At 71.6% G+C, this 21,951-nt stretch carries 23 protein-coding genes and 2 pseudogenes; 10 read left to right on the forward strand and 15 right to left on the reverse strand.

Annotation, left to right across the window (positions count from 1 at the left end):
• Positions 1-75: 75 nt before the first annotated feature.
• A pseudogene (locus tag AB0P07_RS04745) lies at positions 76-258 on the forward strand (hypothetical protein).
• A gap of 67 nt (positions 259-325) precedes the next feature.
• Here the strand turns inward: AB0P07_RS04745 and AB0P07_RS04750 are convergent.
• A complete protein-coding gene (locus tag AB0P07_RS04750) occupies positions 326-1,264 on the reverse strand; it encodes a hypothetical protein (protein ID WP_365545085.1) in 939 nt (312 codons plus the stop codon).
• A 139-nt stretch (positions 1,265-1,403) separates the two neighbouring features.
• Entirely contained in the window at positions 1,404-1,712 is a 309-nt protein-coding gene (locus tag AB0P07_RS04755; RefSeq protein WP_365545087.1) for a hypothetical protein, read from the reverse strand.
• A gap of 94 nt (positions 1,713-1,806) precedes the next feature.
• Between AB0P07_RS04755 and AB0P07_RS04760 the strand changes: the two genes are divergently transcribed.
• Complete coding sequence (locus AB0P07_RS04760; protein WP_365545090.1) at positions 1,807-2,706, forward strand: oxygenase MpaB family protein; 900 nt, start codon at positions 1,807-1,809, stop codon at positions 2,704-2,706.
• A gap of 94 nt (positions 2,707-2,800) precedes the next feature.
• On the opposite strand, the gene AB0P07_RS04765 is transcribed toward AB0P07_RS04760, so the two are convergent.
• Complete coding sequence (locus AB0P07_RS04765; protein WP_365545093.1) at positions 2,801-3,400, reverse strand: class I SAM-dependent methyltransferase; 600 nt, start codon at positions 3,398-3,400, stop codon at positions 2,801-2,803.
• A gap of 23 nt (positions 3,401-3,423) precedes the next feature.
• Between AB0P07_RS04765 and AB0P07_RS04770 the strand changes: the two are divergent.
• A pseudogene (locus AB0P07_RS04770) lies at positions 3,424-3,522 on the forward strand (ATP-binding protein); the annotation flags it as partial.
• Between the two features lie 17 nt (positions 3,523-3,539).
• Here the strand turns inward: AB0P07_RS04770 and AB0P07_RS04775 are convergent.
• Entirely contained in the window at positions 3,540-3,968 is a 429-nt protein-coding gene (locus tag AB0P07_RS04775; RefSeq protein WP_102928474.1) for a PPOX class F420-dependent oxidoreductase, read from the reverse strand.
• 107 nt (positions 3,969-4,075) lie between these two features.
• Here AB0P07_RS04775 and AB0P07_RS04780 point away from each other — a divergent pair, with 107 nt between their 5' ends.
• Together AB0P07_RS04780 and AB0P07_RS04785 are read left to right on the forward strand one after the other, a co-directional pair.
• Positions 4,076-4,489 (forward strand): roadblock/LC7 domain-containing protein, encoded by a 414-nt coding sequence (locus tag AB0P07_RS04780; RefSeq protein ID WP_365545095.1) that lies wholly within the window; start codon positions 4,076-4,078, stop codon positions 4,487-4,489.
• Between the two features lie 136 nt (positions 4,490-4,625).
• Positions 4,626-5,663 (forward strand): DUF6397 family protein, encoded by a 1,038-nt coding sequence (locus AB0P07_RS04785; RefSeq protein WP_365545098.1) that lies wholly within the window; start codon positions 4,626-4,628, stop codon positions 5,661-5,663.
• 1 nt (position 5,664) lies between these two features.
• On the opposite strand, the gene AB0P07_RS04790 is transcribed toward AB0P07_RS04785, so the two are convergent.
• Both AB0P07_RS04790 and AB0P07_RS04795 read right to left on the reverse strand, forming a co-directional pair.
• Positions 5,665-6,531, reverse strand: coding sequence for an acyl-CoA thioesterase II (locus tag AB0P07_RS04790; protein ID WP_102928477.1), 867 nt, complete (start codon positions 6,529-6,531; stop codon positions 5,665-5,667).
• Between the two features lie 19 nt (positions 6,532-6,550).
• A complete protein-coding gene (locus AB0P07_RS04795) occupies positions 6,551-9,064 on the reverse strand; it encodes a DUF3516 domain-containing protein (RefSeq protein ID WP_365545101.1) in 2,514 nt (837 codons plus the stop codon).
• A gap of 145 nt (positions 9,065-9,209) precedes the next feature.
• On the opposite strand from AB0P07_RS04795, the gene AB0P07_RS04800 reads away from it, so the two are divergent.
• The gene (locus AB0P07_RS04800) at positions 9,210-10,004 is read left to right on the forward strand and encodes a metal-dependent hydrolase (protein ID WP_365545104.1); all 795 of its coding nucleotides are present in this window, start codon (positions 9,210-9,212) and stop codon (positions 10,002-10,004) included.
• A 20-nt stretch (positions 10,005-10,024) separates the two neighbouring features.
• Here AB0P07_RS04800 and AB0P07_RS04805 read toward each other — a convergent pair whose 3' ends face one another.
• The 4 genes from AB0P07_RS04805 to AB0P07_RS04820 all read right to left on the reverse strand — a co-directional run bounded on the left by AB0P07_RS04805 (position 10,025) and on the right by AB0P07_RS04820 (position 14,994).
• Positions 10,025-10,297, reverse strand: coding sequence for a type B 50S ribosomal protein L31 (locus AB0P07_RS04805; RefSeq protein WP_365545107.1), 273 nt, complete (start codon positions 10,295-10,297; stop codon positions 10,025-10,027).
• A 63-nt stretch (positions 10,298-10,360) separates the two neighbouring features.
• Complete coding sequence (locus AB0P07_RS04810) at positions 10,361-10,831, reverse strand: DUF5709 domain-containing protein (RefSeq protein ID WP_365545109.1); 471 nt, start codon at positions 10,829-10,831, stop codon at positions 10,361-10,363.
• A 468-nt stretch (positions 10,832-11,299) separates the two neighbouring features.
• Positions 11,300-13,081 (reverse strand): ABC transporter ATP-binding protein, encoded by a 1,782-nt coding sequence (locus tag AB0P07_RS04815; protein WP_365545112.1) that lies wholly within the window; start codon positions 13,079-13,081, stop codon positions 11,300-11,302.
• Positions 13,078-14,994, reverse strand: coding sequence for an ABC transporter ATP-binding protein (locus AB0P07_RS04820; protein WP_365545114.1), 1,917 nt, complete (start codon positions 14,992-14,994; stop codon positions 13,078-13,080). Before AB0P07_RS04820 ends, AB0P07_RS04815 begins: the two co-directional genes overlap by 4 nt.
• 254 nt (positions 14,995-15,248) lie before the next feature.
• On the opposite strand from AB0P07_RS04820, the gene AB0P07_RS04825 reads away from it, so the two are divergent.
• Positions 15,249-16,007 (forward strand): hypothetical protein, encoded by a 759-nt coding sequence (locus AB0P07_RS04825; RefSeq protein WP_365545117.1) that lies wholly within the window; start codon positions 15,249-15,251, stop codon positions 16,005-16,007.
• A gap of 23 nt (positions 16,008-16,030) precedes the next feature.
• Here the strand turns inward: AB0P07_RS04825 and AB0P07_RS04830 are convergent, their stop codons facing one another.
• Positions 16,031-16,495, reverse strand: coding sequence for a MarR family transcriptional regulator (locus tag AB0P07_RS04830; RefSeq protein ID WP_365545120.1), 465 nt, complete (start codon positions 16,493-16,495; stop codon positions 16,031-16,033).
• A gap of 149 nt (positions 16,496-16,644) precedes the next feature.
• On the opposite strand from AB0P07_RS04830, the gene AB0P07_RS04835 reads away from it, so the two are divergent.
• Positions 16,645-18,447: an ABC transporter ATP-binding protein gene (locus AB0P07_RS04835; protein ID WP_365545123.1), complete on the forward strand. Its 1,803-nt coding sequence runs from the start codon at positions 16,645-16,647 to the stop codon at positions 18,445-18,447.
• 208 nt (positions 18,448-18,655) lie between these two features.
• The gene (gene mltG / locus AB0P07_RS04840) at positions 18,656-19,426 is read left to right on the forward strand and encodes an endolytic transglycosylase MltG (protein WP_365545126.1); all 771 of its coding nucleotides are present in this window, start codon (positions 18,656-18,658) and stop codon (positions 19,424-19,426) included.
• Positions 19,427-19,438: 12 nt separating this feature from the next.
• On the opposite strand, the gene AB0P07_RS04845 is transcribed toward mltG, so the two are convergent.
• Entirely contained in the window at positions 19,439-20,518 is a 1,080-nt protein-coding gene (locus tag AB0P07_RS04845) for an NAD(P)-binding domain-containing protein (protein ID WP_365545129.1), read from the reverse strand.
• 55 nt (positions 20,519-20,573) lie between these two features.
• Here AB0P07_RS04845 and AB0P07_RS04850 point away from each other — a divergent pair, with 55 nt between their 5' ends.
• Positions 20,574-20,996 carry a YjbQ family protein gene (locus AB0P07_RS04850; RefSeq protein WP_365545132.1) on the forward strand — a complete coding sequence of 141 codons (423 nt, stop codon included), beginning with the start codon at positions 20,574-20,576 and terminating at the stop codon, positions 20,994-20,996.
• Between the two features lie 28 nt (positions 20,997-21,024).
• On the opposite strand, the gene AB0P07_RS04855 is transcribed toward AB0P07_RS04850, so the two are convergent.
• The 3 genes from AB0P07_RS04855 to AB0P07_RS04865 form a co-directional block, all read right to left on the reverse strand.
• Complete coding sequence (locus tag AB0P07_RS04855) at positions 21,025-21,348, reverse strand: putative quinol monooxygenase (protein ID WP_365545135.1); 324 nt, start codon at positions 21,346-21,348, stop codon at positions 21,025-21,027.
• A 49-nt stretch (positions 21,349-21,397) separates the two neighbouring features.
• Positions 21,398-21,550 carry a hypothetical protein gene (locus AB0P07_RS04860; RefSeq protein ID WP_365545138.1) on the reverse strand — a complete coding sequence of 51 codons (153 nt, stop codon included), beginning with the start codon at positions 21,548-21,550 and terminating at the stop codon, positions 21,398-21,400.
• A 116-nt stretch (positions 21,551-21,666) separates the two neighbouring features.
• Positions 21,667-21,906: a zinc-binding dehydrogenase gene (locus AB0P07_RS04865; protein WP_365545141.1), complete on the reverse strand. Its 240-nt coding sequence runs from the start codon at positions 21,904-21,906 to the stop codon at positions 21,667-21,669.
• Between the last annotated feature and the right edge of the window lie 45 nt (positions 21,907-21,951).

The raw sequence follows: 21,951 nt of genomic DNA on the forward strand, positions 1-21,951 counted from the left end.
GTGGTCCGGAACCGCCGGGAGCGCGAGCCCGTTTTCAGGACAGAGAGCGGTAGTGGCCGAGAAGGAGGCGACACCATGTCGAACAACGCGAAGGTCGCGGCGGGGGGTGTGGCGGCTGGGCTCATCCTGCTCATCTGGCTGCCCTGGTGAGCCGCCCTGCTGATAGTGCTGGGAGTCCCGGCCGCTGCGTACCTCGCCCTGGACCCCTCGCAGCGGCGCAGGCTGCGCCGTGTCTCACGCAAGGAGATAGGCCGTTGAGGCGCTGACGCCGCGGCGTGCCCGGCTCGGTCGGAGCCCACGGAGCGAGTACGTCGTCCCTCGCGGCTCAGCTCGGCCGTACGGCCATCTTGTCGAGTGCGGCCAGGAGTCCGGGCAGCGCCGGTCCGCGCCCCACCGGCAGCACCTCGCCGGGCTCCTCGTCGAGCAGAATGAACGCGATGTCGTCGGTCCTGGCGACGAGCGACCAGCCGGGGCCGTCCGCTCGCAGTGTCCGTGCGTCCCCCGGTGCGAAGGACGACCGCACCCGGCCGAGCGGCGGGGGCGTGTGGACATAGGCACGCGCTTCCGCGAGAACCCGCCGGACGCCGTCGTGCCCGGGGGTTCGCACGCCGGTCCGGTCTTCCGTGGCAGCGGTCGCTTCCCTGGCGTCGGCCGATACTCCCTCGCCGTCGGCCTGCGCTCCCTCGCCGGTGCTCGCATCGCCTTCGCCGCCACCGTCAAAGGCGTCGGCCGCAGAATCGGTACTGCCGGTCGGCGTCGGGAACTCCGCGTCGTCGATCTGCGCCCGCCACTGTGTCCACTGCAGGGCGATCTCGTCGGCTCCCAGGCGGCGCTGAGCCGGACCCCAGACCGTGGTGTCCGGCGGGCGCAGCGCGGGCCGGTCGGCGGACTCGGGTCCCGGGTCGTGCGGTGCGGGCACGCCGGGTGCCGCCACCGCGACCGCGAGCGGCCAGCCGGGCAGCGCGGTGACGACCGTTCGCTCGTCCGGAGACAGGTCGTACTCCATGCCGCAGTCCCAGGAGGCCACGGCCACCGCGACCAGTGAGACGTCGTCGACGACGACGGTCCAGCGGGCGCCGTCGCCGTCCTGACCGAGTACGAGGCCGTAGCCGTCGGCCAGCGGTGGGAGACCGAGCGCGGCGCACGCCTCCGGGTAGTCGTCGCCCAGCACACTCGGAAACTTCGCCGGCGTCAGCAGCACCGCCGTGAGCACATAGAGCGCATCGTCCGCGGCGGCGACGGTGTCCTCGTCCGTCCCGGCCATCCCAGCCTCCCCATCGGTTTGTCCAATGGCGGGCACCCTAGTGTGCCCGGGAAGCCCTTGTCACGACTCCCAGACGCACCCGAGCTGCAGCTTTCCGGTTGGACGGGGGCGAATCGACCGCTGCTCCGGGGAGCGACACTCAGCTCCCGGGCAGTCCCAGGAGTGCGCGAGCCACGTCCTGCGGAGGCTCGTCCCGTTCCCGCGCGAGCGCGATCACGGCCCGGCACGCCAGTTCGTTGACCCCGAAGGACAGGGCCTCCGGCGACACCCGGTGCGCCGCCTCGTCGATCCGGTCCTGGTCGTCGTCCACACACGCCGAGACGTAGGCGGCTGCGGCCTCGAACAGGTTGTGCGAACGCGACCCGCCTCCCGTGTCCCCCTCCCCGGCCGCTCCCGAACGCCGAGCGGTGCGGGATCTGTCCCAGGCCTCGCGGATCCTGTCGAACAAGTGGATCACCCTCCCCTTGCGATCACCCTGTCTGAGACCACATGTCCTGCTGCTCAACGTAGAGTTGAAGCCCTGACTGCAGAAGGGGGCGGCCATGGCGCGGCGTTTCGAGCTACTGGCACGGATCAGGCGCATGGATCCCTACGAGAACGCCTCGGAGATCTACCGGCTGTCCTCGGCCTACGAGTTCCCCTGGGACTTCGCCCGCGCCCTGGAGCTGGCGCTCTACCGCACCTACGCCGTGCCGAGCATCGGCCGGCTGCTGGCCGAAACGGCCGAGTTCACCGACCTGCCCCAGAAGCGGTACGACGACACGGCGCTGCTGCTCGACGCCGTCGTCGAGCACGGTTTCGACAGTGAGCAGGGCCGCACGGCGATCCGGCGCATCAACGGGATGCACCGCAGCTACGACATCACCAACGACGACATGCGGTACGTCCTGTGCACGTTCGTCGTGATCCCCAAACGCTGGATCGACGCGTATGGCTGGCGCCGGATGTCGCGCCACGAGACCGTGGCCTCGGCCGTCCACTACCGCACGCTGGGCCGGTACATGGGCATCAAGGACATTCCCGGTTCCTACGAGGAGTTCGAAGCCTGCCTCGACGCCTACGAGGAAGCCCATTTCGCCTGGGACGAGGGCGGGCGTCGCGTCTCCGACGCCACACTCGACCTCATGGCCTCCTGGTATCCGCGCCCCCTGGCGCCGCTCCTGCGCGCCGGGACCCTCGCCCTGCTCGACGAACCCCTCCTGCGGGCCTTCGACTACGCGCCGCCGAGCCCTGCCACCCGCGCGGTCGTGCGTCGCGCCGTCAGACTGCGCGGGCGGGTGGTCCGTCTGCTGCCGCCGAGGCGTGCTCCGCACCACGCCCGTCAGAACAGGGAGATCAAGGGATATCCGAACGGCTACCGGCTGGCAGAGCTGGGCACCCGCCCGGTCCCCGGCGTCCGGGGCTGCCCGGTCCGCCACATCGACACCTCGGTCGTCGAGTGAGCCGATCGTCTCCCACAGTCGGCCGAGTCCGGCCCGGGGCTCCGCCCGTGCGACGGTCGGGACGCATCCGTCGGCGGCGGCCGGGAGCGGCGACTCAGCCCGCGCGGACCGCCAGGGCCAGGAAGCGCGCCTCCTCGTCGATGTATGCCGTCGTGTTCCACCCGGAACCGGCCAGCAGCGGACGGAGGTTGGGCTCGGCACGCAAGTCGTCCGGAGTGAGCTGCCGACCCTGTCGGGCCGCGAGCGCCGCACGACCGGTCGGGTGAAAGAGTGCCAGCACACCGCCGGGGCGCACGACGCGCGCCAGCTCCCGCAGATTTCCGGCCGGATCGGGCAGGTGAGCGATGAGGCCCGCCGCGAACACCGCGTCGAGCGACTGCGAACGCAGTGGCAGCGCGGCCACGTCGGCCAGCAGCAGGCGTCCGTCACGATTCCTCCCGGCCCGTACGGCGGCCTGGAGCATGGCAGGTGTGAGATCGGCGCCGAGGACCAGCCCGGACCGCCCCACGGCCGCACGCAAAGGCGGCAGGGCGCGCCCGGTGCCGCATCCCGCGTCGAGCACACGATCACCCGGCCGAAGCCCCAACTCGGCGACCGCGGCGGCGTAGGCCGGTCCGTCGTCGGGAAACCGGCGGTCCCAGTCGGCGGCCCGGGAGCCGAAGAATTCCTGGACGTGCGTGTGGTCGTCACTCATGCTTCCCATGATCCCCCCCCGAGAACGCCCGGGGCCGGGAATCGGGCAAGGAGGTGCTGCTCCGGCTCGTCGAGTACGCCGGGCGGACGCACACCGCCCGGCTCCTCGACTCGGTCCGCTGACCGGCGGCAGTCGGCTCTCAGTCCGCCACCGACTTCTGGGCCAGGACCTTGTCCACGGTGACACGGACCAGGAGTTCGCCCGGGACGCCGTTGCGCGCCCCGAACTCCTCGGCCCGTTCCTCACCCATGTACCGGGCAGCGATGCGGGCGGCCCAGTGCCGCAGCTCGCCGGGGTCCTCCGAGATCCGCGCACGACCCTGCAGCACGACGAAGTCGAAGGGCGGCCGGTCGTCGTCCACACACAGGGCGATGCGGCCGTCACGGACCAGATTGCGCCCCTTCACGGTGTCCTTGCCGGTGTTGAACACCAAGTCGTCCCCGTCCAGCAGGAACCAGATGGGTGCCACATGCGGGCTGCCGTCGGCCCGAACGGTCGAAAGCTTTCCGGTGCGGGTGCCGTCCGAGACGAACGCCCGCCATTCCTCGTCGGTCATCTTCTGTGCCATGCCCCCATCCTCCTTGCCCGCAGCACGGGCGTGGTGAAGGCTGGCGGACGGATCCCCCGGCCAGGGGGAGACAACGCGTACGGGAAGACACGGGGAGATATCGGACCATGGTGCAGAACCAGGGACTCGGCTGGCTGCTGGACGACCTGACGGCGCGCGTAGAACACGTACGGCACGCGTTGGTCCTGTCCAATGACGGGTTGGTGACCGGAGCGAGCACGGGCCTGCGACGCGAGGACGCCGAGCACCTCGCCGCCGTCTCGTCCGGACTGCACAGCCTGGCCAAGGGCTCGGGGCGCCACTTCGGCGCCGGGCGGGTACGGCAGACGATGGTCGAGTTCGACGACGCCGTGCTGTTCGTCACCGCGGCGGGTACGGGCAGTTGCCTGTGCGTGCTCAGCGGGGCGGAGGCCGACATCGGACAGATCGCGTACGAGATGACGCTGCTCGTGAACCGGGTGGGCGAGCACCTGGACGTCGATGCGCGGCAGCCGGGAGGCATATCGCCGAACGAGCTCTGACCTGCGCTTTCGGCGCGCCGTTGGGAGTGGCTGCCGGTTTTCCACAGGCCTGCCACCGACATCGTGGTTGCGGCTACGGTTTTGTGTCAGCGGGTGCGGAGCGCGCCTGCCACACACTCCACGGGGGAGACGAACCATGTCTGGCAACACCGTCACGCACGAGACCACCCTGGCCGTCGAGCGGAGCGGATCCACTCGGGCCGTCGCTGTCGCGCCGAGCCGCGCGGCTCGGGAACTGGGCCTCAAACGGAGCGAATTCGACCTCGCGGTGCGCCTCGGCCGCATCCAAACGGTACCCGACGACCGAGGCGGCGGAGGGCGCGTCCCGCGCGACGAGATCGACCGGATCCGGGCGGCTGCGGGCTTTCCCGAGGGACTTCGCGCCTCTGTCCGGGCCGTCGGCACTGCAGAGGGCGCGGCCCTCATGGACGTGCCCAAAGCCCGCTTCACCCGTCTGGCACGGCTGGGGTTGCTGGTGCCGGTGAAGTTCTACGTCAACCGCTACCGCGCCGTCGTGTGGCTGTATCCGGCCGAGGAGCTACGGCGGTTCACGGCCGACGAACGCAACGCCGCGCTGCTGAAGGGCCGCACGCCCGCAGCCCTCCGTGACCAACTGGGGGAGGGAGTGGACCTGCGGCCCCGCAACTGGCGGGGACGGCACCTGGGCTTCCTGCTCCGCCAGGCGGCCGACGGCCCGTGGGCCCGGGCTGCGGCCGTGGCGTCGCTGCTCGGCGCCGCCGAGGTCTCGGACGTCGTCACCGACCCCTACGAGCGCTCTCATCTGCGCCGGTTCCGGCCCGCACCGGCGGCGTACGGCTCGCCGGGATCTCCGGCCGCACAACTCGCCGAGGAGATCGCGACGGCCGCCGACCAGGACGAGATCGACTGGCTCCGCTCGGACCTCGCGGACGCGGTGGAAGCGGCGCGTCGGCAGTGTCCCGTCCCGCGCCCGGCCCCGCACGCCGTGTCGGCCCGGGCCGGCACCGGGGCGACGCCGCGTGAGACGGTGGGACCGCTGTCGTGCGAAGCGCGGGGCCTGCCGCGAGAGACGGAGAGCCGGGAGGGGCGCGAAGCGGAGAGCCGGGAGCCACGCCATGCCGAGAGCCGGAAGCCGTGCGAAGCCCCCGGAGGGCTGAGCGGCCTGTTCGGCCGGCTGTGGCGCAGAGGCTCCTGACCTACAGGGACCGGAAGAGCCCTTCCTGGACGACCGACACCAGCATCCGTCCTTCCCTGTCGTAGATCCGCCCACGAGCCAGTCCGCGCCCGCCGGTCGCGATCGGAGACTCCTGGTCGTACAGGAACCACTCGTCCGCCCGGAACGGCCGGTGGAACCACATGGCGTGGTCCAGCGACGCCATGTCGAATCCCCGCGGACCCCACAGCGGCTCCACCGGGATGCGCACGGCGTCCAGGAGGGTCATGTCGCTGGCGTAGGTCAGGGCGCAGGTGTGCACGAGCGGGTCGTCGCCGAGCGGCCCGACCGCGCGCATCCACACGGCGCTGCGCGGCTCGGCACCCTGGACCTCCTCGGCGCTCCAGCGCAGCCGGTCGACGTACCGGATGTCGAAGGGCTGACGACGGGCCATGCGCTCCAGCTGCTCCGGCAGCGCGCCCAGGTGCTCCCGCACCTCTTCGGCGACCGTCGGCAGGGACTCGGGGTCCGGAACCTCGCGGGCCGGCGGCAACTGGTGCTCGAAACTCCCCTGCTCAGGCTTGTGAAAGGAGGCGGTGAGCGTGAAGATCGTGCGGCCCTGCTGCACTGCGGTGACCCTGCGGGTCGTGAACGACCGTCCGTCCCGGTCCCGTTCGACCTGGTACACGATCGGCACACCGGGGCGACCGGGGCGCAGGAAGTACGCGTGCAGCGAGTGCACCGGGCGGTCGCCGTCGGTGGTGCGGCCCGCGGCGACCAGCGCCTGGCCCGCCACCTGGCCGCCGAAGACCCGCTGCAGCGACTCCTCGGGGCTTCGGCCACGGAAGATGTTGACCTCGATCTGCTCCAGGTCGAGCAGGGCGACGAGGCTCTCGGCCGGATTCGTCATCGGTGGGGTTCTCCTGTGCTCACAACTGGCCGACATCGGTGACGCGAACGACGGCACGGCCTTCCGCGTCGGAGGCGGTGAGGTCCACCTCCGCACTGATGCCCCAGTCGTGGTCGTCGTTCGGGTCGTCGAAGATCTGTCGCACGCGCCACAGCCCGTTCTGCGGCTCCTCCTCGATGACCAGCAGCTTGGGACCGCGGGCGTCGGGGCCGGTGCCGAGGTCGTCGTACTCGTCCCAGTACGCGTCCATGGCCTCGCCCCACGCGTCGGCGTCCCAGCCGGCGTCGGCGTCCATCTCGCCGAGCTCGCCGACCTGGTCGAGGGCGGCGAGTTCGACGCGGCGGAACATGGCGTTGCGGACCAGGACACGGAAGGCGCGCGCGTTGGCGGTGACCGGCCGTACCTGGTCGGCCTTCTCCTGAGCTTCCTCGGCGGTCATCTCCTCCGGGTTGGCGAGCTGCTCCCACTCGTCGAGGAGGCTGGAGTCCACCTGGCGCACCGTCTCGCCCAGCCACTCGATCAGGTCCTGCAGATCCTCGGACTTCAGGTCGTCCGGGACGGTGTGGTCGAGGGCCTTGTAGGCACTGGCCAGGTAGCGCAGCACGATGCCCTCGGTGCGGGCGAGCTCGTAGTGGGAGACCAGCTCGGTGAAGGTGAGGGCCCGCTCGTACATGTCGCGGATGACCGACTTCGGGGACAGTGGGTGGTCGCCGACCCAGGGGTGGCTCCGGCGGTAGGTGTCGTAGGCGTGGAAGAGCAGCTCCTCCAACGGCTTCGGGTACGTGATGTCCTGGAGGCGCTCCATGCGCTCCTCGTACTCGACGCCGTCCGCCTTCATCGCGGCCACGGCCTCACCGCGCGCCTTGTTCTGCTGTGCGGCGAGGATCTGCCGCGGATCATCCAGCGTGGACTCCACGACCGACACCATGTCCAGGGCGTACGACGGCGACTCGGGGTCCAGCAACTCGAAGGCGGCCAGCGCGAACGTGGACAGCGGCTGGTTCAGCGCGAAGTCCTGCTGGAGGTCCACCGTGAGACGCACGATGCGTCCCTCGGCGTCCGGCTCGTCGAGCTTCTCCACGATCCCGCCGTCCAGCAGCGAGCGGTAGATGGCGATCGCCCGCCGGATGTGCCTGAGCTGCTGCCGGCGCGGCTCGTGGTTGTCCTCCAGCAGGTGCCGCATCGCAAAGAAGGCGTCGCCGGGGCGGGCGATCACCGACAGCAGCATGGTGTGCGTGACGCGGAACCGGGATGTCAGCGGCTCGGGCTCGGAGCCGATGAGCTTGTCGAACGTGTTCTCCGACCAGGCCACGAAGCCCTCGGGAGCCTTCTTCCGGACGACCTTCCGCCGCTTCTTCGGGTCGTCCCCGGCCTTGGCGAGCGCCTTCTCGTTCTCGACTACGTGCTCGGGTGCCTGGGCGACGACGAAGCCCTCCGTGTCGAACCCGGCGCGCCCGGCCCGGCCGGCGATCTGGTGGAACTCCCGGGCCCTCAGCGTCCGCACCCGGGTGCCGTCGTACTTCGTCAGCGCCGTGAACAGAACGGTACGGATGGGGACGTTGACGCCCACGCCGAGCGTGTCCGTTCCGCAGATCACCTTCAGCAGGCCGGCCTGCGCGAGTTTCTCCACCAGCCGCCGGTACTTGGGCAGCATGCCGGCGTGGTGGACCCCGATGCCGTGCCGCACGTAGCGGGAGAGGTTGCGGCCGAACTTCGTGGTGAAGCGGAAGTTGCCGATCAGCTCGGCGATCCGCTCCTTCTCCTCCCGGGTACACATGTTGATGCTCATCAGCGCCTGCGCCCGCTCCACGGCCTGCGCCTGGGTGAAGTGCACGATGTACACCGGGGCCTGCCGGGCCGACAGCAGATCGGTGAGCGTCTCGGTGAGCGGGGTGTAGCGGAACTCGTAGGACAGCGGCACGGGACGGGTGGCCGAGCGGACCACCGCGGTGGGCCGGCCCGTGCGGCGTGTGAGGTCCTTCTCGAAGAAGGAGACGTCACCGAGAGTCGCCGACATCAGGACGAACTGGGCCTGCGGAAGTTCCAGCAGGGGGATCTGCCAGGCCCAGCCACGGTCCGGCTCCGCGTAGAAGTGGAACTCGTCCATGACGACCTGGCCGATGTCCGCGTGCTTGCCGTCACGCAGCGCGATCGACGCCAGCACCTCGGCGGTGCAGCAGATGACGGGGGCGTCGGAGTTCACCGAGGCGTCGCCGGTGAGCATGCCCACGTTCTCGGTGCCGAAGATCTTGCACAGCTCGAAGAACTTCTCCGACACCAGCGCCTTGATCGGAGCCGTGTAGAAGGTGACCTCGTCCCGGGCAAGCGCGGCGAAGTGCGCGCCCGCCGCGATCATGCTCTTGCCGGAGCCGGTGGGCGTCGACACGATCACGTTCGCGCCGGAGACCACCTCGATCAGCGCCTCCTCCTGATGGGGGTAGAGCGTGAGACCGCGCTCCTGGGCCCACGCCTCGAAGGCTTCGTACAAGGCATCGGGGTCGGCGGTCCGCGGCAGCTGATCGATGAGGGTCACGCCCCCATCTTGCCTGTCCCCGGTCGCGATGGGGGAATCGGCTGTCCGCGTGAAGATCACGAACGCTACGCTGGGTCGCCGGCGAGGCAACAGCGGACCCGGACAACTGCACAGCGACACACGAGGAATGGGGCGGGCAACGGCGATGATGGGACCAGCACACTCACTGTCGGGCGCCGCGGCGTGGCTCGGCGTCGGAGCGGCGACCGCCGCTGCGGGACACCCGATGCCGTGGCCGGTGCTGCTCGCCGGAGCCCTGATCTGTGCCGGAGCGGCGCTCGCCCCCGACCTCGACCACAAGGCGGCCACCATCTCCCGGGCCTTCGGGCCGGTCTCACGGGGCCTGTGCGAGATCGTCGACAAGCTGTCCGCCGCCGTCTACAAGGCCACCAGGAAGCGGGGCGACCCGCGACGCTCCGGCGGACACCGCACGCTGACGCACACCTGGCTGTGGGCGGTCCTGATCGGCGGGGGCACCTCGGTGCTGGCGATCGTGGGCGGCCGTTGGGCGGTCCTGGCGATCCTCTTCGTGCACATGGTGCTGGCCATCGAGGGCCTGCTCTGGCGGGCCACCCGCGGTTCCAGCAGCGACGTGCTGGTCTGGCTGCTGGCCGGGACCAGTGCGTGGATCCTCGCCGGATTCCTGGACCAGCCGGAGGGCGGCGCGGACTGGCTGTTCACCGCACCGGGCCAGGAGTACCTGTGGCTGGGGCTGCCGATCGTGCTCGGCGCCCTGGTGCACGACATCGGGGACGCTCTGACCGTGTCAGGCTGCCCGATACTCTGGCCGATACCGGTGGGCCGCAAGCGCTGGTACCCACTCGGCCCGCCGAAGGCCATGCGGTTCCGGGCCGGCAGCTGGGTGGAGCTGAAGGTGCTGATGCCGGCGTTCATGCTGCTCGGGGGAGTGGGCGGCGCCGCCGCACTCAACTTCATCTGAGTGACGCGGACCCGTCCGGCTCAGCCGGTTTCGCCGGTGTCCTTGCCCTCGCCCGCGCCGTAACGCCGCTCGAAGCGTGCGACGCGCCCCTCCGAGTCCACCGTTCGCGCCTTGCCCGTGTAGAAGGGGTGGCTCTCCGAGGAGATCTCCACGTCCACCACCGGGTAGGTCTCGCCGTCGTCCCACTCGATGGTCCGGTCGCTGGTCGCGGTGGACCGGGTCAGGAAGGCGTACCCGGCACTGCGGTCACGGAAGACGACAGGCCGGTAGTCGGGGTGCTTGTCCTGCTGCATGGCTGCTCCTCGTACGGCAGGGATCATCGGAGCGACGGCACGGGCCCGCCGTCGCCAGTGGCGTCAGCCCGGCAGGGAGTCCTCGTCGACCACATGCATCGCGGCCTCCTCGGCGGAGGCGGCCGCGCCGTCGATGCCCACGTCCATGGCGACCAGCGCCGGCTCCTCGTCCTCGTGCGTCCCCTCGTCCGGGGCCACGAGCCGGCCGGAACGGTCCGCGCCGACCTCGTTGTCCAGCAGCTCACCATCGGTGCCGTCGGAGTCGCCCAACCCGTCACCGTCGGGAGCGAGCTCGTCCGGCCGCTCCTCGGCGAGCCGCTGGTCCAGCGTTTCGCCGCGGCGACGTTCGGCGGCCGTCACACCGGTGTGCTCCACCGCCCAGGGACGCTCGGGCGGGGACCAGCCACGGTCGAGCGGATCGTCGACACCGTCCTCCTCGAGGGTGTCCTCACCGTCGAGCAGGCCGGTGTCCTCCCTCTGCTCGGATCCGTCGGGCTGGTAGACGTCATCTCCCCATCCGTCGACGCTGTTCACGGGTACCTCCAGGGGGTGGGGACCGGCTCCTTCTCACCGTGCACCGCGGCGGGCTGCCGCTGCACGGGGCACAGGCGTCGCCCGTCGCGGAACCGCGCGGTTCCAGGGCCTGCCTCGAGCCGGTGCCTGTTCCCAGCCTTCCACTCCCGTTCGGGACCGCGCAACGGCACGGACTCCGCCGGGGGACCCGCAGGGCCTGCTTCTCCGGGTACACCGGCCCCCGAACCGGCCGGGCCGCCCCGGGCGAACCGGCCCGGTACCGGGGACGCGTCGGCCCCCTGCCCACCGCCCGGCCCTGTACCGGGCCACCGCCCGACTCGTCCCCCAGCACCGCGTCCCGCCGGGTCCGGCACCAGCCGGGTGGCCCCCAATCGACCCGCAAGCGACCGGCCTCGGCCGTCGCCCGTCGGCCCCGCCCCGGTCGCCCGGCCCGGGACGTATTGCCGGCGGAGGGAGGCGCGACACTGCTTACCCGTGCCAGGACCGCCACAGCGCCGCGTATGCGCCGTCCGCCGCGACGAGTTCGTCGTGACTGCCCAGCTCACTGATCCGGCCGTTCTCGACCACGGCGATGACGTCGGCGTCGTGGGCGGTGTGCAGGCGATGGGCGATCGCGATCACCGTGCGGCCTTCCAGTACCCGGGAGAGGGACCGTTCGAGATGGCGCGCGGCCCGCGGATCGAGCAGCGACGTCGCCTCGTCCAGCACCAGCGTGTGCGGATCGGCCAGCACCAGGCGGGCCAGCGCGATCTGCTGCGCCTGCGCCGGGGTGAGCGCGAAACCGCCCGACCCGACCTCCGTGTCCAGGCCCTCGTCCAGCCCCCGGGCCCAGTCGTCCGCGTCGACCGCGCCCAGCGCCGTCCACAGCTCGGCGTCGGTGGCGCCGGTCCGGGCGAGCCGGAGATTGTCGCGCAGGGAGCCCACGAAAACGTGATGCTCCTGGTTGACCAGGGCGACATGCGAGCGGACCCGCTCCGCGGACATCCGGGACAGTTCCGCGCCGCCCAGGGTGATCCGGCCCTCGCGTGGACCGTAGATGCCGGCGAGCAGCCTGCCCAGGGTGGACTTGCCGGCGCCCGAGGGGCCGACCAGAGCGAGTCTGGTGCCGGGGGCGACTGCCAGCGACACCTTGCGCAGGACGTCCACACCCTCGAGGTAGCCGAAGTGCACCCGGTCGGCGTGCACGTGCCGTCCGGCGGGGGACAACGTGCCGTCACCGGCGTCCGGCTCGATGTCCCGCACTCCCACCAGCCGGGCCAGCGACACCTGGGCCACCTGCAGCTCGTCGTACCAGCGCAGGATGATGCCGACCGGGTCGACGAGCATCTGGGCGATCAGTGCCGCCGTGGTCAGCTGACCGACCCCGATCCAGCCCTGGAGGACGAGCACACCGCCGACGAGCAGGACGGAGGCGAGGACGGTCACATGGGTGATGTTGATGACCGGGAACAGCACCGACCGCAGCCAGAGGGTGTAGCGCTCCCAGGCCGTCCACTCCCTGATCCGGCGCTCCGACAGTTCGATGCGGCGGGTGTCGAGGCGGTGGGACTCGACCGTGCGCCCGGCGTCCACCGTCTCGGCGAGCGCGGCGGCCACCGCGGCGTACCCGGCGGCTTCCGAACGGTAGGCCGCGGGCGCCCTGCGGAAGTACCAGCGACAGCCGATCACCAGGAGCGGTACCGCGATCAGCACGGCGGGCGCCAGGGGCGGTGCCGTGACCACCAGGCCGCCCAGCAGCAGCACCACCCACACGGCACCGATCGCGAGCTGGGGCACGGCCTCGCGCATGGCGTTGGCGAGCCGGTCGATGTCCGTGGTGATCCGGGAGAGCAGGTCGCCCGTGCCAGCCCGCTCGAGCACCCCGGGCGGCAGTCCGACCGACCGCACGAGGAAGTCCTCGCGCAGATCGGCCAGCATCCGCTCGCCGAGCACGGCCCCGCGCAGCCGTACCTCGCGCACGAACACGGCCTGCACGAGGAGGGCGAGCACGAAGAGTGCGGCCGTGAGGCCGAGACGCAACTCGCGGGTGTCGTCCGAGACCCGCTCCACGAGCCCGCCCAGTAGATAGGGGCCCGCCATGGAGGCGATCACGGCGACGGTGTTGACGGTGACGAGCAAGACGAACGCGCGACGGTGCCGGCGCAGCAGTTCTCCCACGTAGGCGCGCACGGTCGGGCGCGCGCCGACGGGCAGGGTGCTCGCCGTCGTGGGGGCCGCCGGGTCGTAGGACGGGGGCGCGACGCCGATCATGCCGTTTCCTCGATCTCTTCCAGTCGGTGCAGTACGTCGTCGGCACTGAGGGCGTCTTCACTCGGGGCGTCGGCACGGCCCTCACCACGGAGCTCGCCACGGCCGACACCGCGGTCGTCGTCGGTCGGCAACTTCGCCGGCCTTCCCGAGGCCGGGCCGCCGTCGGGATGGGGTGCGGTCTCCTCGTCGGTCTCGCGGGTCACCACCGCCCGGTACCCGCGCTCGGTGTTCAGCAGTTCCCGGTGGGTGCCGACCGCCGCGACCTCGCCGTCGTGGAGGAACACGATCCGGTCGGCGCGGTCCAGCAGCAGCGGGGACGAGGTGAACACCACCGTGGTGCGCCCGGCGCGCAGCGTCCGCACGCCCTGCGCGATCCGCGCCTCGGTGTGCGAGTCCACGGCCGAGGTCGGTTCGTCCAGGACCAGCACCTCCGGGTCCGTGATGAGGGACCTTGCCAGCGCCAGCCGCTGGCGCTGGCCGCCCGACAGCGACCGGCCCCGCTCGGTGATGCGGGCGTCCATCGGGTCGTCGGCGCCGAGCGAACCCTGCGCGAGCGCCGTCAGTACGTCACCGCACTGCGCGGCGGACAGCGCGTCCTCGGCGCCCACGGCACCGGACGCGGGCACGTCGAGCAGTTCCCGGAGCGTGCCGGAGAGCAGCACCGGGTCCTTGTCCTGGACCAGCACGGCGGTGCGCGCGGACTTCAGGGGCAGCTCGTCCAGCGGCACCCCGCCCAGCAGGGCCGACGTGCCCTGCTCCGGGGGATGCCCGCCGAGCCGTTCCGCCAGCCGTCCGGCGGCGTCCGGGTCGCCGCACACCACGGCGGTGAACCGGCCCGCGGGAGCCAGGAGACCGGTGGCCGGGTCGTACAGGTCCCCGCTGGGGGTCTCGGCGGCGCGTGAACCCGTGGTGTCCGTGGCGCGTTCCAGGGCCAGCACCCGCGCGGCCCGCTTGGCCGAGGGCCGGGAGAAGGAGTACGCCATGGCGATCTCCTCGAAGTGCCGCAGGGGGTAGGTGAGGATCATGACGGAGCTGTAGACGGCGACGAGTTCGCCGACCTCGATGCGACCCTCGCGGGCCAGGTGGACGCCGCGCCAGACCACCGCGATCAGCAGCAGGCCGGGCAGTAGCACCTGGATCGCGGAGATCAGGGCCCACATGCGGGCGCTGCGCACGGCCGCGTGGCGCACCTCCTGGGAGGCGCCGCGGTAGCGGTCGAGGAAGAGTTCCTCGCCGCCGATGCCGCGCAGCACGCGCAGTCCGGCGACGGTGTCCGAGGCGAGTTCGGTGGCACGGCCGGCCTTGTCACGCTGGACGTCGGCCCGCCGGGTGGCGCGGGGCAGCAGAGGCAGGACCGCGAGGGCCAGCACCGGCAGGCCCACGATCACGACGACGCCGAGGGCCGGCTGGTAGACGACCAGGGCCACGCAGACCAGCACGACGGTGAGCGCGGCCGCGGTGAAGCGGGAGACGGCCTCCACGAACCAGCCGATCTTCTCGACGTCGCCGGTGGACACGGCCACGACCTCACCGGCCGCGACGCGCCGGGTCAGCGCCGAGCCCAGCAGGGCCGTCTTGCGGGCCAGGAGTTGCTGGACGCGGGCCGCGGCGGTGATCCAGTTGGTGACGGCGGCGCGGTGCAGGAAGGTGTCGCCGATCGCGTTGCCGGCGCAGCACAGCACCATGAGACCGCCGGCGACGGCGAGCCCGGTGCCGGAGCGGTCGACGACCGCCTGGATGGCGAGACCGACGCAGAACGGCAGGGCGGAGACGGAGGCGAAGTGCAGCAGGCCCCAGGCCAGTGACTTGAGTTGGCCACCGAGCTGGTTGCGGAACAGCCACCACAGGAATCGGGGGCCCGAGCGTGCGTCCGGCACACCCGGGTCGGGATACGGAAGGTCTTGGATCTGCATGACGTCCCAGTGGCTCGTGTCAGGAGGTGCCGTTGCCAGGCGGCATCAAGAGGCTGCAAACCGTGACAGGTTCGCGTCGCCGCGTGCCCAAAATCAAGCGGTTTTCCGCAGTGGGGCACGAATCCGGCTGCGGGTCGCGGCACGGCGTCCGCACGCGTCCGCGGCGCCCCGCCCGTGCCCGTCCGGGCCGGCCCACCCGCGCCCGCCCGCCGCAGTCCTGACGGCAGGCCCGACGCGAGTGCGACGATGGACGGATGGCGAGTGGTGGCGTACGGCGTGCGGCGGTCGCGATGGCGGCCCTGGGCTCCCTGGTGGCGGTGTCGGCGCTGTCGGCGTGCGGCGCCCCGTCGGGGCACGGAGCGGACACCGGGGCGAGTGCGCCCCCCGGCGGGGCCGGCCGGAACAGGGCGACGGCCGACCCGGCCACGATCCCCGGCGTCGGCGACCGGCTCCAGCGTCGCATCCCCGCCGACTCGCGCCAGGTCGTCGCGGTGTACGGCGACGGCCGAGACTCCGCCGACTCCACGGCCGTGCTCTACACGAAGCACGGCTCCGCCTGGCACCGCGCCCGCACTTGGGCGGCGCACAACGGCACGAAGGGGTGGACGACCGACCACCACGAGAACGACAAGCGCAGTCCTGTCGGCGTGTTCACGCTGAGCGACGCGGGCGGTGTGCTCCCGGACCCGGATCCGGCGCCCGGTACCGGCCTGCCGTACAGCCGGTCGGCGAGCTTCGCGGCGCCGCGCTGGTGGGCGAAGTCGTACTGGCACGACTTCGACTACGTCATCGCCATCGACTACAACCGTGTCAAGGGAACCCCGCCGAACGACCCGACCCGTCCCGAGGGTTCGGCCAAGGGCGGTTCGATCTGGCTCCACATGGACCACGGCAGTGGTACGTCGGCCTGTGTCAGTCTGCCCAAGCCGGCGATGGAGTACCTGCTGCGCACGCTCGACCCGGACCTGCACCCCGTGGTGGTCATGGGGGACAGGGCGAACCTGAAGGCCTGAGCGCGGACGTCCCGGCACCCGGATCAGGCCGGGTGCCGGTGCCCCCGGTCGCCGTCGGGGCCGTCGATCAGCGTGTCCAGCAGCCCGCCCAGCACCGCGCGCTGCTCGTCGGTCAGCGGGGCGAGGATCTCCTCGGCGGCGGACCTGCGTGCGGTGCGCAGTTCCCTCAGCGCCGCGCGCCCGTCGTCGGTCAGCTCGATCCGGATGACGCGGCGGTTGGCCGGATCCGGGACGCGGCGCACCTTTCCGGCCGTCTCCAACCCGTCGACCAGGGTCGTCACGGCCCGGGGCACGACCTCGAGGCGCTCGGCGAGGTCGGCCATGCGCGGGGGCGAACCGTAGTGCGCCAGTGTGCGCAGCAGCCGGGACTGGGCCGGAGTGATGCCGAGGCCGCGGTGCTCGAGATGGCGCTTCTGAATGCGGTGCACCCGGCGGGTGAGCCGCAGCAACTGCTCGGCGAGCAGGCCGTCGGGATCGGGGGCGGTCATACGGGAACAATATCAGGATGACGTTCATTGTGAGTATAGGTAACAATGACCTTTGATCCGTTAGGTCCGCGCCAGCCCGTGGCAGTACCCGCAGATCTGCCGCCCGGAGGGCTTCGCGGACCTCCCCTCGCCGCCCGTCGAAGGAGCCCATGCACCCCGATCGCGAATCCGCCTGGACCGCACCCGCCGACGCCAAGGAACAGCCTCGGCAGGTGCGCCGCATCCTCAAGCTGTTCCGCCCCTACCGCGGCCGCCTCGCGGTCGTCGGCCTGCTGGTCGGCGCCGCGTCCCTGGTGTCGGTCGCCACACCCTTCCTGCTCAGGGAGATCCTGGACGTCGCGATCCCCGAGGGCCGCACGGGCCTGCTGAGCCTGCTCGCCCTCGGCATGATCCTCGGCGCCGTCCTCACCAGCGTCTTCGGCGTGCTGCAGACCCTGATCTCCACCACCGTGGGCCAGCGTGTCATGCACGATCTGCGCACCGCCGTCTATGGCCGGCTGCAGCAGATGTCCCTCGCCTTCTTCACCCGCACCCGCACCGGCGAGGTCCAGTCCCGCATCGCCAACGACATCGGCGGCATGCAGGCCACCGTCACCTCCACGGCCACCTCCCTGGTCTCCAACCTCACCAGCGTGGTCGCCACGATCGTCGCCATGGTCGTCCTCGACTGGCGCCTGACCGTAGTCTCGCTCCTTCTCCTCCCGGTGTTCGTGTGGATCAGCCGCCGGGTCGGCAGGGAACGCAGAAAGATCACCACCCGGCGCCAGAATCAGATGGCCGCGATGGCCGCCACGGTCACCGAGTCGCTCTCCGTCAGCGGCATCCTGCTCGGCCGCACCATGGGTCGCTCCGACTCGCTCACCCGCGCCTTCGCGGACGAGTCCGAGAGCCTGGTCGACCTGGAAGTGAGGTCGAACATGGCGGGCCGCTGGCGGATGGCCGTCATCACGATCGTCATGGCCGCCATGCCGGCCGTCATCTACTGGACCGCGGGCATCGCCCTCCAACTCGGCGGCCCCGACGTCTCCCTCGGTACGATCGTCGCCTTCGTCTCGCTCCAGCAGGGGCTGTTCCGCCCGACCGTGAGCCTGCTGTCGACCGGCGTCCAGATCCAGACCTCGCTCGCGCTGTTCCAGCGCATCTTCGAATACCTCGACCTGCCGATCGACATCACCGAGCGGCAGGACCCCGTCCACCTCGACCACGTCAAGGGCGAGGTCCGCTTCGAGAACGTCCGGTTCGGCTACGACGGCAAGGGCGGCCCGGTGCTCGACGGCATCGACATCACCGTTCCCGCCGGCAGCAGCCTCGCCGTCGTCGGTCCCACCGGCGCCGGCAAGTCCACGCTCGGCCACCTCGTGCCGCGACTCTACGACGTGACGGGCGGCCGGGTCACCCTCGACGGGATCGACGTGCGCGACCTCGACTTCGACACCCTCGCCCGCGCGGTCGGCGTCGTGTCGCAGGAGACGTACCTCTTCCACGCCTCCGTCGCCGAGAACCTGCGCTTCGCCAAGCCGGACGCCACGGACGCGGAGCTGGAGGCCGCGGCGAGGGCGGCCCAGATCCACGACCACATCGCCGCCCTGCCCGACGGCTACGACACCGTGGTCGGCGAGCGCGGCCACCGGTTCTCCGGCGGCGAGAAGCAGCGCCTGGCCATCGCCCGCACCATCCTGCGCGATCCGCCCGTCCTCGTTCTGGACGAGGCGACCAGCGCGCTGGACACCCGTACCGAGGCCGCCGTGCAGGGGGCCATCGACGCCCTGTCCGCCAACCGCACCACGATCACCATCGCCCACCGTCTGTCCACCGTCCGGGACGCCGACCGGATCGTGGTCCTCGACTCCGGACGCCTGGCCGAACAGGGCACGCATGAGGCGCTGCTCGCGCAGGACGGGAGGTATGCCGCGCTGGTCCGCCGAGACGCCCGACTGGAGCCGACAAGATGAAGATATGCCGGGTTTGTCTGCATATCGGGGTTACCGTGCCCGCATGCAGATGAACACTCCGCCACGGAGCGCGAGAAGCGCGGGGAGCGCCAGAGGCCCCAGAGGGAGCCTCCGGAGCCCCAGAGGTGTCAGAGGTCCCAGAAGCCCCAGGAGAGCGGTCCGGCTGACGCGCCGGGGCCGTGTCGCGCTGATCGCTGTCGGCGCCGTCGTGGCCGGTACCGCGGTGGCCGTGCCGCTGCTGACGACGGACGACGAGGGCGAGTCCCGGCCCACGTCCCTCGTGATCCCGGAGGGCTGGCGCGCGACCCAGGTCTACGCGGCCGTCGACAAGGTCCTCGCCCTGCCCGCGGGGACCACCAAGAAGTCCCTGTCCAAGGCCAACCTCAAGCTGCCGAACGACGCCGAGGGCAACCCCGAGGGCTATCTCTTCCCCGCGACCTATCCGCTCGGTGAGAATTCCACCCCGGAGAAGCTGCTGACGGCCATGGTCGAAAAGGCCAACAAGAGGTTCACCGGCGCGCCGGTCGCCGCGGGCGCCCAGCGCAACGCGCTGAACGTCTATCAGGCGGTCACCATCGCCAGCATCGTGCAGGCGGAGGCCGCCACCGAGGAGGACATGGGGAAGGTGGCCCGGGTCGTCTTCAACCGGCTGGAACGGGGTATGCCGCTGCAGATGGACTCCACCATCAACTACGCCCTGGGCCGTTCCACCCTGAAGACCACGGCCGAGGACACGAAGATCGACAGTCCCTACAACTCGTACCAGCGCATGGGTCTGCCGCCCACCCCCATCGCCAATCCGGGCGACGAGGCGATGAGCGCGGCGATCAATCCGACCCCGGGCGACTGGCTGTACTTCGTCACGGTCAAGCCGGGCGACACCCGCTTCACCGCCGACTACGCCGAACACCGGCGCAACGTGGACGAGTTCAACCGCCTCCGGCAGAGCGCCTCGAAGAAGGCCGAGGCCGCCGAGTGACCGGTCGGGGCGTCACGCGGCGACCGGCGCCCCCTCGGCCAGCAGCCGCCTGATGTCCCGCACGGCCGCACGCCCCGCCCGGTTGGCCCCGATGGTGCTGGCGGACGGGCCGTAGCCGACGAGATGGATCCGCGGGTCGGTGACCGCACGCGTCCCCTCGACCCGAATGCCGCCGCCCGCCTCCCGCAGCCGCAGCGGCCTCAGATGGTCGACGGCGGGGCGGAACCCGGTCGCCCACAGGATGACGTCTGCGGCCACCCGCCGCCCGTCGCCCCACTCCACCCCCTCGGGAGTGACCCGGTCGAACATGGGCTTTCGGTCCAGTACGCCCGACTCCAGCCCGGCCCGGATCGCGTCGTTCAGCGGCAGCCCCGTCACCGACACGACACTCCTCGGCGGCAGCCCCTGCCGCACCCGTTCCTCCACGAGTGCCACCGCCGCCCGGCCCGCCTCCGCGTCGAAGGGCCCCTCGCGGAAGACGGGGGGCCTCCTCGTCACCCACGTGGTGGCCGCGGCGTACGGCGCGATCTCCAGCAGGTGCTGCGTCCCCGAGGCACCGCCGCCCACCACGATCACGCGCTGCCCGGCGAACTCCTCGGGCCCGGCGTACTGCGCGGTGTGCAGTTGCCGTCCACGGAAGGTCTCCTGCCCCGGGTAGCGCGGCCAGAAAGGGCGGTCCCAGGTGCCGGTCGCGTTGATCAGCGCGCGCGTCGACCAGGACCCGGCCGAGGCCTCGACGAGCAGCCGCCCGTCCCTCCCCTCGCGCACGGCGCGCACGTCGACCGGCCGCAGCACCCGCAGGTCGAAGGTCCGCTCGTAGTGGGCGAAGTACCCGCTCACCACCTCGGCGGACGGCCGCGCCGGATCCGCGCCGGTCAGCTCCATGCCCGGCAGGGCGTGCATGCCGTGCACCTTGCCGTACGTCAGCGACGGCCAGCGGAACTGCCAGGCGCCGCCGGGCCCGGGGGAGTGGTCGAGCACCACGAAGTCGCGCTCCGGCTCGAACCCGGTGCGCCGCAGATGGTAGGCGGCGGCGAGTCCGGCCTGACCGGCACCGATGACGACGACCTCGACCTCGCGCATGTTGTTCACGCCTCTACCAACGGCGCCGGAGGCCCTGATCTTCCCCCGGTGTCAGGATGGGTCCATGCCAGATGCCTTCACCACCCGAGTCCTCAACCTCGCCACCGGCTCGGCGGAGCGGGTCGCCGACATCACCGGTGACTGCGAGTCCTTCCTGCGCGAGGCGGCGCCCGGCCGCGACGGCCTCCTCAACGTCTTCGTCCCGCACGCCACCGCCGGCATCGCGATCATCGAGACCGGTGCCGGCAGTGACGACGACCTGCTCTCCGCCCTGCACACCCTGCTCCCGGCCGACGACCGCTGGCAGCACCGCCACGGCAGCCCCGGCCACGGCCGTGACCACGTCCTGCCCGCCTTCGTGCCGCCGCACGCGACGTTGCCGGTGATCGGCGGCCGCCTGGAGCTCGGGACCTGGCAGTCGGTGTGCCTCGTGGACACCAACCGGGACAACCCCGACCGCCGGGTCCGGCTGAGCTTCCTCGGCTGACGTCGGCCGACCGCGGGGCGCCGGTGTCCTACTCCACCGCCATCTCGCCCAGCTCCGACCAGCCCTCCTGGTCGACCGTCGTGTTCACGATGCGCGGCGTGCGGGCGAGGTGGCGCGGCAGCTTCTCCTGTGCGGCGCGGAAGTGGGCGGACTGGACGTGGGCGGCGCCCGCCTCGTCGTCGCGGAACGCCTCGACCAGGACGTACTCCGTGGGGTCGTCGACGCTGCGCGACCAGTCGAACCAGAGGCAGCCGGGTTCCGCCCGGGTGGCACGGGTGAAGTCGCCGGCGATCTTCGGCCACTCGTCCGCGTGTTCGGGGAGGACTTGGAACTTCGCGGTGATGAAGATCATGAATTCCGTTCGCTTTCTGTGAGGGCGCGACCGGGTCCGGGCGTCCCGGTCACGGCACGAGGACGGCGCGTCCGCGGATCCGGCCGGCGTCCAGATCGGCCAGGGCGTCCCGGAAGCGGTCGAGCGGGTACGTCGCCGTGTGCAGTCTTACCCGGCCCTGCGCGGTGAGCACCATCGTCGTACAGGTCGGTGTAGCTGCCAACGAGGTTACCGATGAAGTTGATCTCGGACGAAATGGCGTCGATCGTGGGGATGTCGATGTTCTCGCCGTACCCGACGACGTGGCAGTCGCCGGCCCGGCGCAGCATCCGGACGCCGTCACGGGGGGGCGCCGCCCTCGCCGACGAAGTCGACGACGACCTCGGCGCCGTGCCCACCGGTCAGCTCCAGCACGCGCTCGACCTGGTCGCCGCCGGCGACGACGCCGTGGGCGGCGCCGACGGACCCCGCCGGCTTCACCGCCTCCGGGTTGCGGTCGACGACGACGAGTTCGGCGGCGGTGAGCGCCTTGAGCACCTGGATGCCGATGTGGCCGAGGCCGCCCGACCCGATGATCACGCGGTGCCTGAGGACATGCGGGCGTGGCTGACGCTGTGGACTCCC

The sequence above is a fragment of the Streptomyces sp. NPDC085944 genome (assembly GCF_040686295.1).
Classification (GTDB): domain Bacteria; phylum Actinomycetota; class Actinomycetes; order Streptomycetales; family Streptomycetaceae; genus Streptomyces; species Streptomyces salinarius.

Bases quoted from the DNA above. Each gene is read 5' to 3' on its own strand.
- AB0P07_RS04750 (WP_365545085.1), bottom strand. From the start codon at position 1,264: ATGGCCGGGACGGACGAGGACACCGTCGCCGCCGCGGACGATGCGCTC.
- AB0P07_RS04760 (WP_365545090.1), top strand. From the start codon at position 1,807: ATGGCGCGGCGTTTCGAGCTACTGGCACGGATCAGGCGCATGGATCCC.
- AB0P07_RS04765 (WP_365545093.1), bottom strand. From the start codon at position 3,400: ATGAGTGACGACCACACGCACGTCCAGGAATTCTTCGGCTCCCGGGCC.
- AB0P07_RS04775 (WP_102928474.1), bottom strand. From the start codon at position 3,968: ATGGCACAGAAGATGACCGACGAGGAATGGCGGGCGTTCGTCTCGGAC.
- AB0P07_RS04780 (WP_365545095.1), top strand. From the start codon at position 4,076: ATGGTGCAGAACCAGGGACTCGGCTGGCTGCTGGACGACCTGACGGCG.
- AB0P07_RS04785 (WP_365545098.1), top strand. From the start codon at position 4,626: ATGTCTGGCAACACCGTCACGCACGAGACCACCCTGGCCGTCGAGCGG.
- AB0P07_RS04790 (WP_102928477.1), bottom strand. From the start codon at position 6,531: ATGACGAATCCGGCCGAGAGCCTCGTCGCCCTGCTCGACCTGGAGCAG.
- AB0P07_RS04800 (WP_365545104.1), top strand. From the start codon at position 9,210: ATGATGGGACCAGCACACTCACTGTCGGGCGCCGCGGCGTGGCTCGGC.
- AB0P07_RS04805 (WP_365545107.1), bottom strand. From the start codon at position 10,297: ATGCAGCAGGACAAGCACCCCGACTACCGGCCTGTCGTCTTCCGTGAC.
- AB0P07_RS04815 (WP_365545112.1), bottom strand. From the start codon at position 13,081: ATGATCGGCGTCGCGCCCCCGTCCTACGACCCGGCGGCCCCCACGACG.
- AB0P07_RS04820 (WP_365545114.1), bottom strand. From the start codon at position 14,994: ATGCAGATCCAAGACCTTCCGTATCCCGACCCGGGTGTGCCGGACGCA.
- AB0P07_RS04825 (WP_365545117.1), top strand. From the start codon at position 15,249: ATGGCGAGTGGTGGCGTACGGCGTGCGGCGGTCGCGATGGCGGCCCTG.
- AB0P07_RS04830 (WP_365545120.1), bottom strand. From the start codon at position 16,495: ATGACCGCCCCCGATCCCGACGGCCTGCTCGCCGAGCAGTTGCTGCGG.
- AB0P07_RS04835 (WP_365545123.1), top strand. From the start codon at position 16,645: ATGCACCCCGATCGCGAATCCGCCTGGACCGCACCCGCCGACGCCAAG.
- AB0P07_RS04850 (WP_365545132.1), top strand. From the start codon at position 20,574: ATGCCAGATGCCTTCACCACCCGAGTCCTCAACCTCGCCACCGGCTCG.
- AB0P07_RS04855 (WP_365545135.1), bottom strand. From the start codon at position 21,348: ATGATCTTCATCACCGCGAAGTTCCAAGTCCTCCCCGAACACGCGGAC.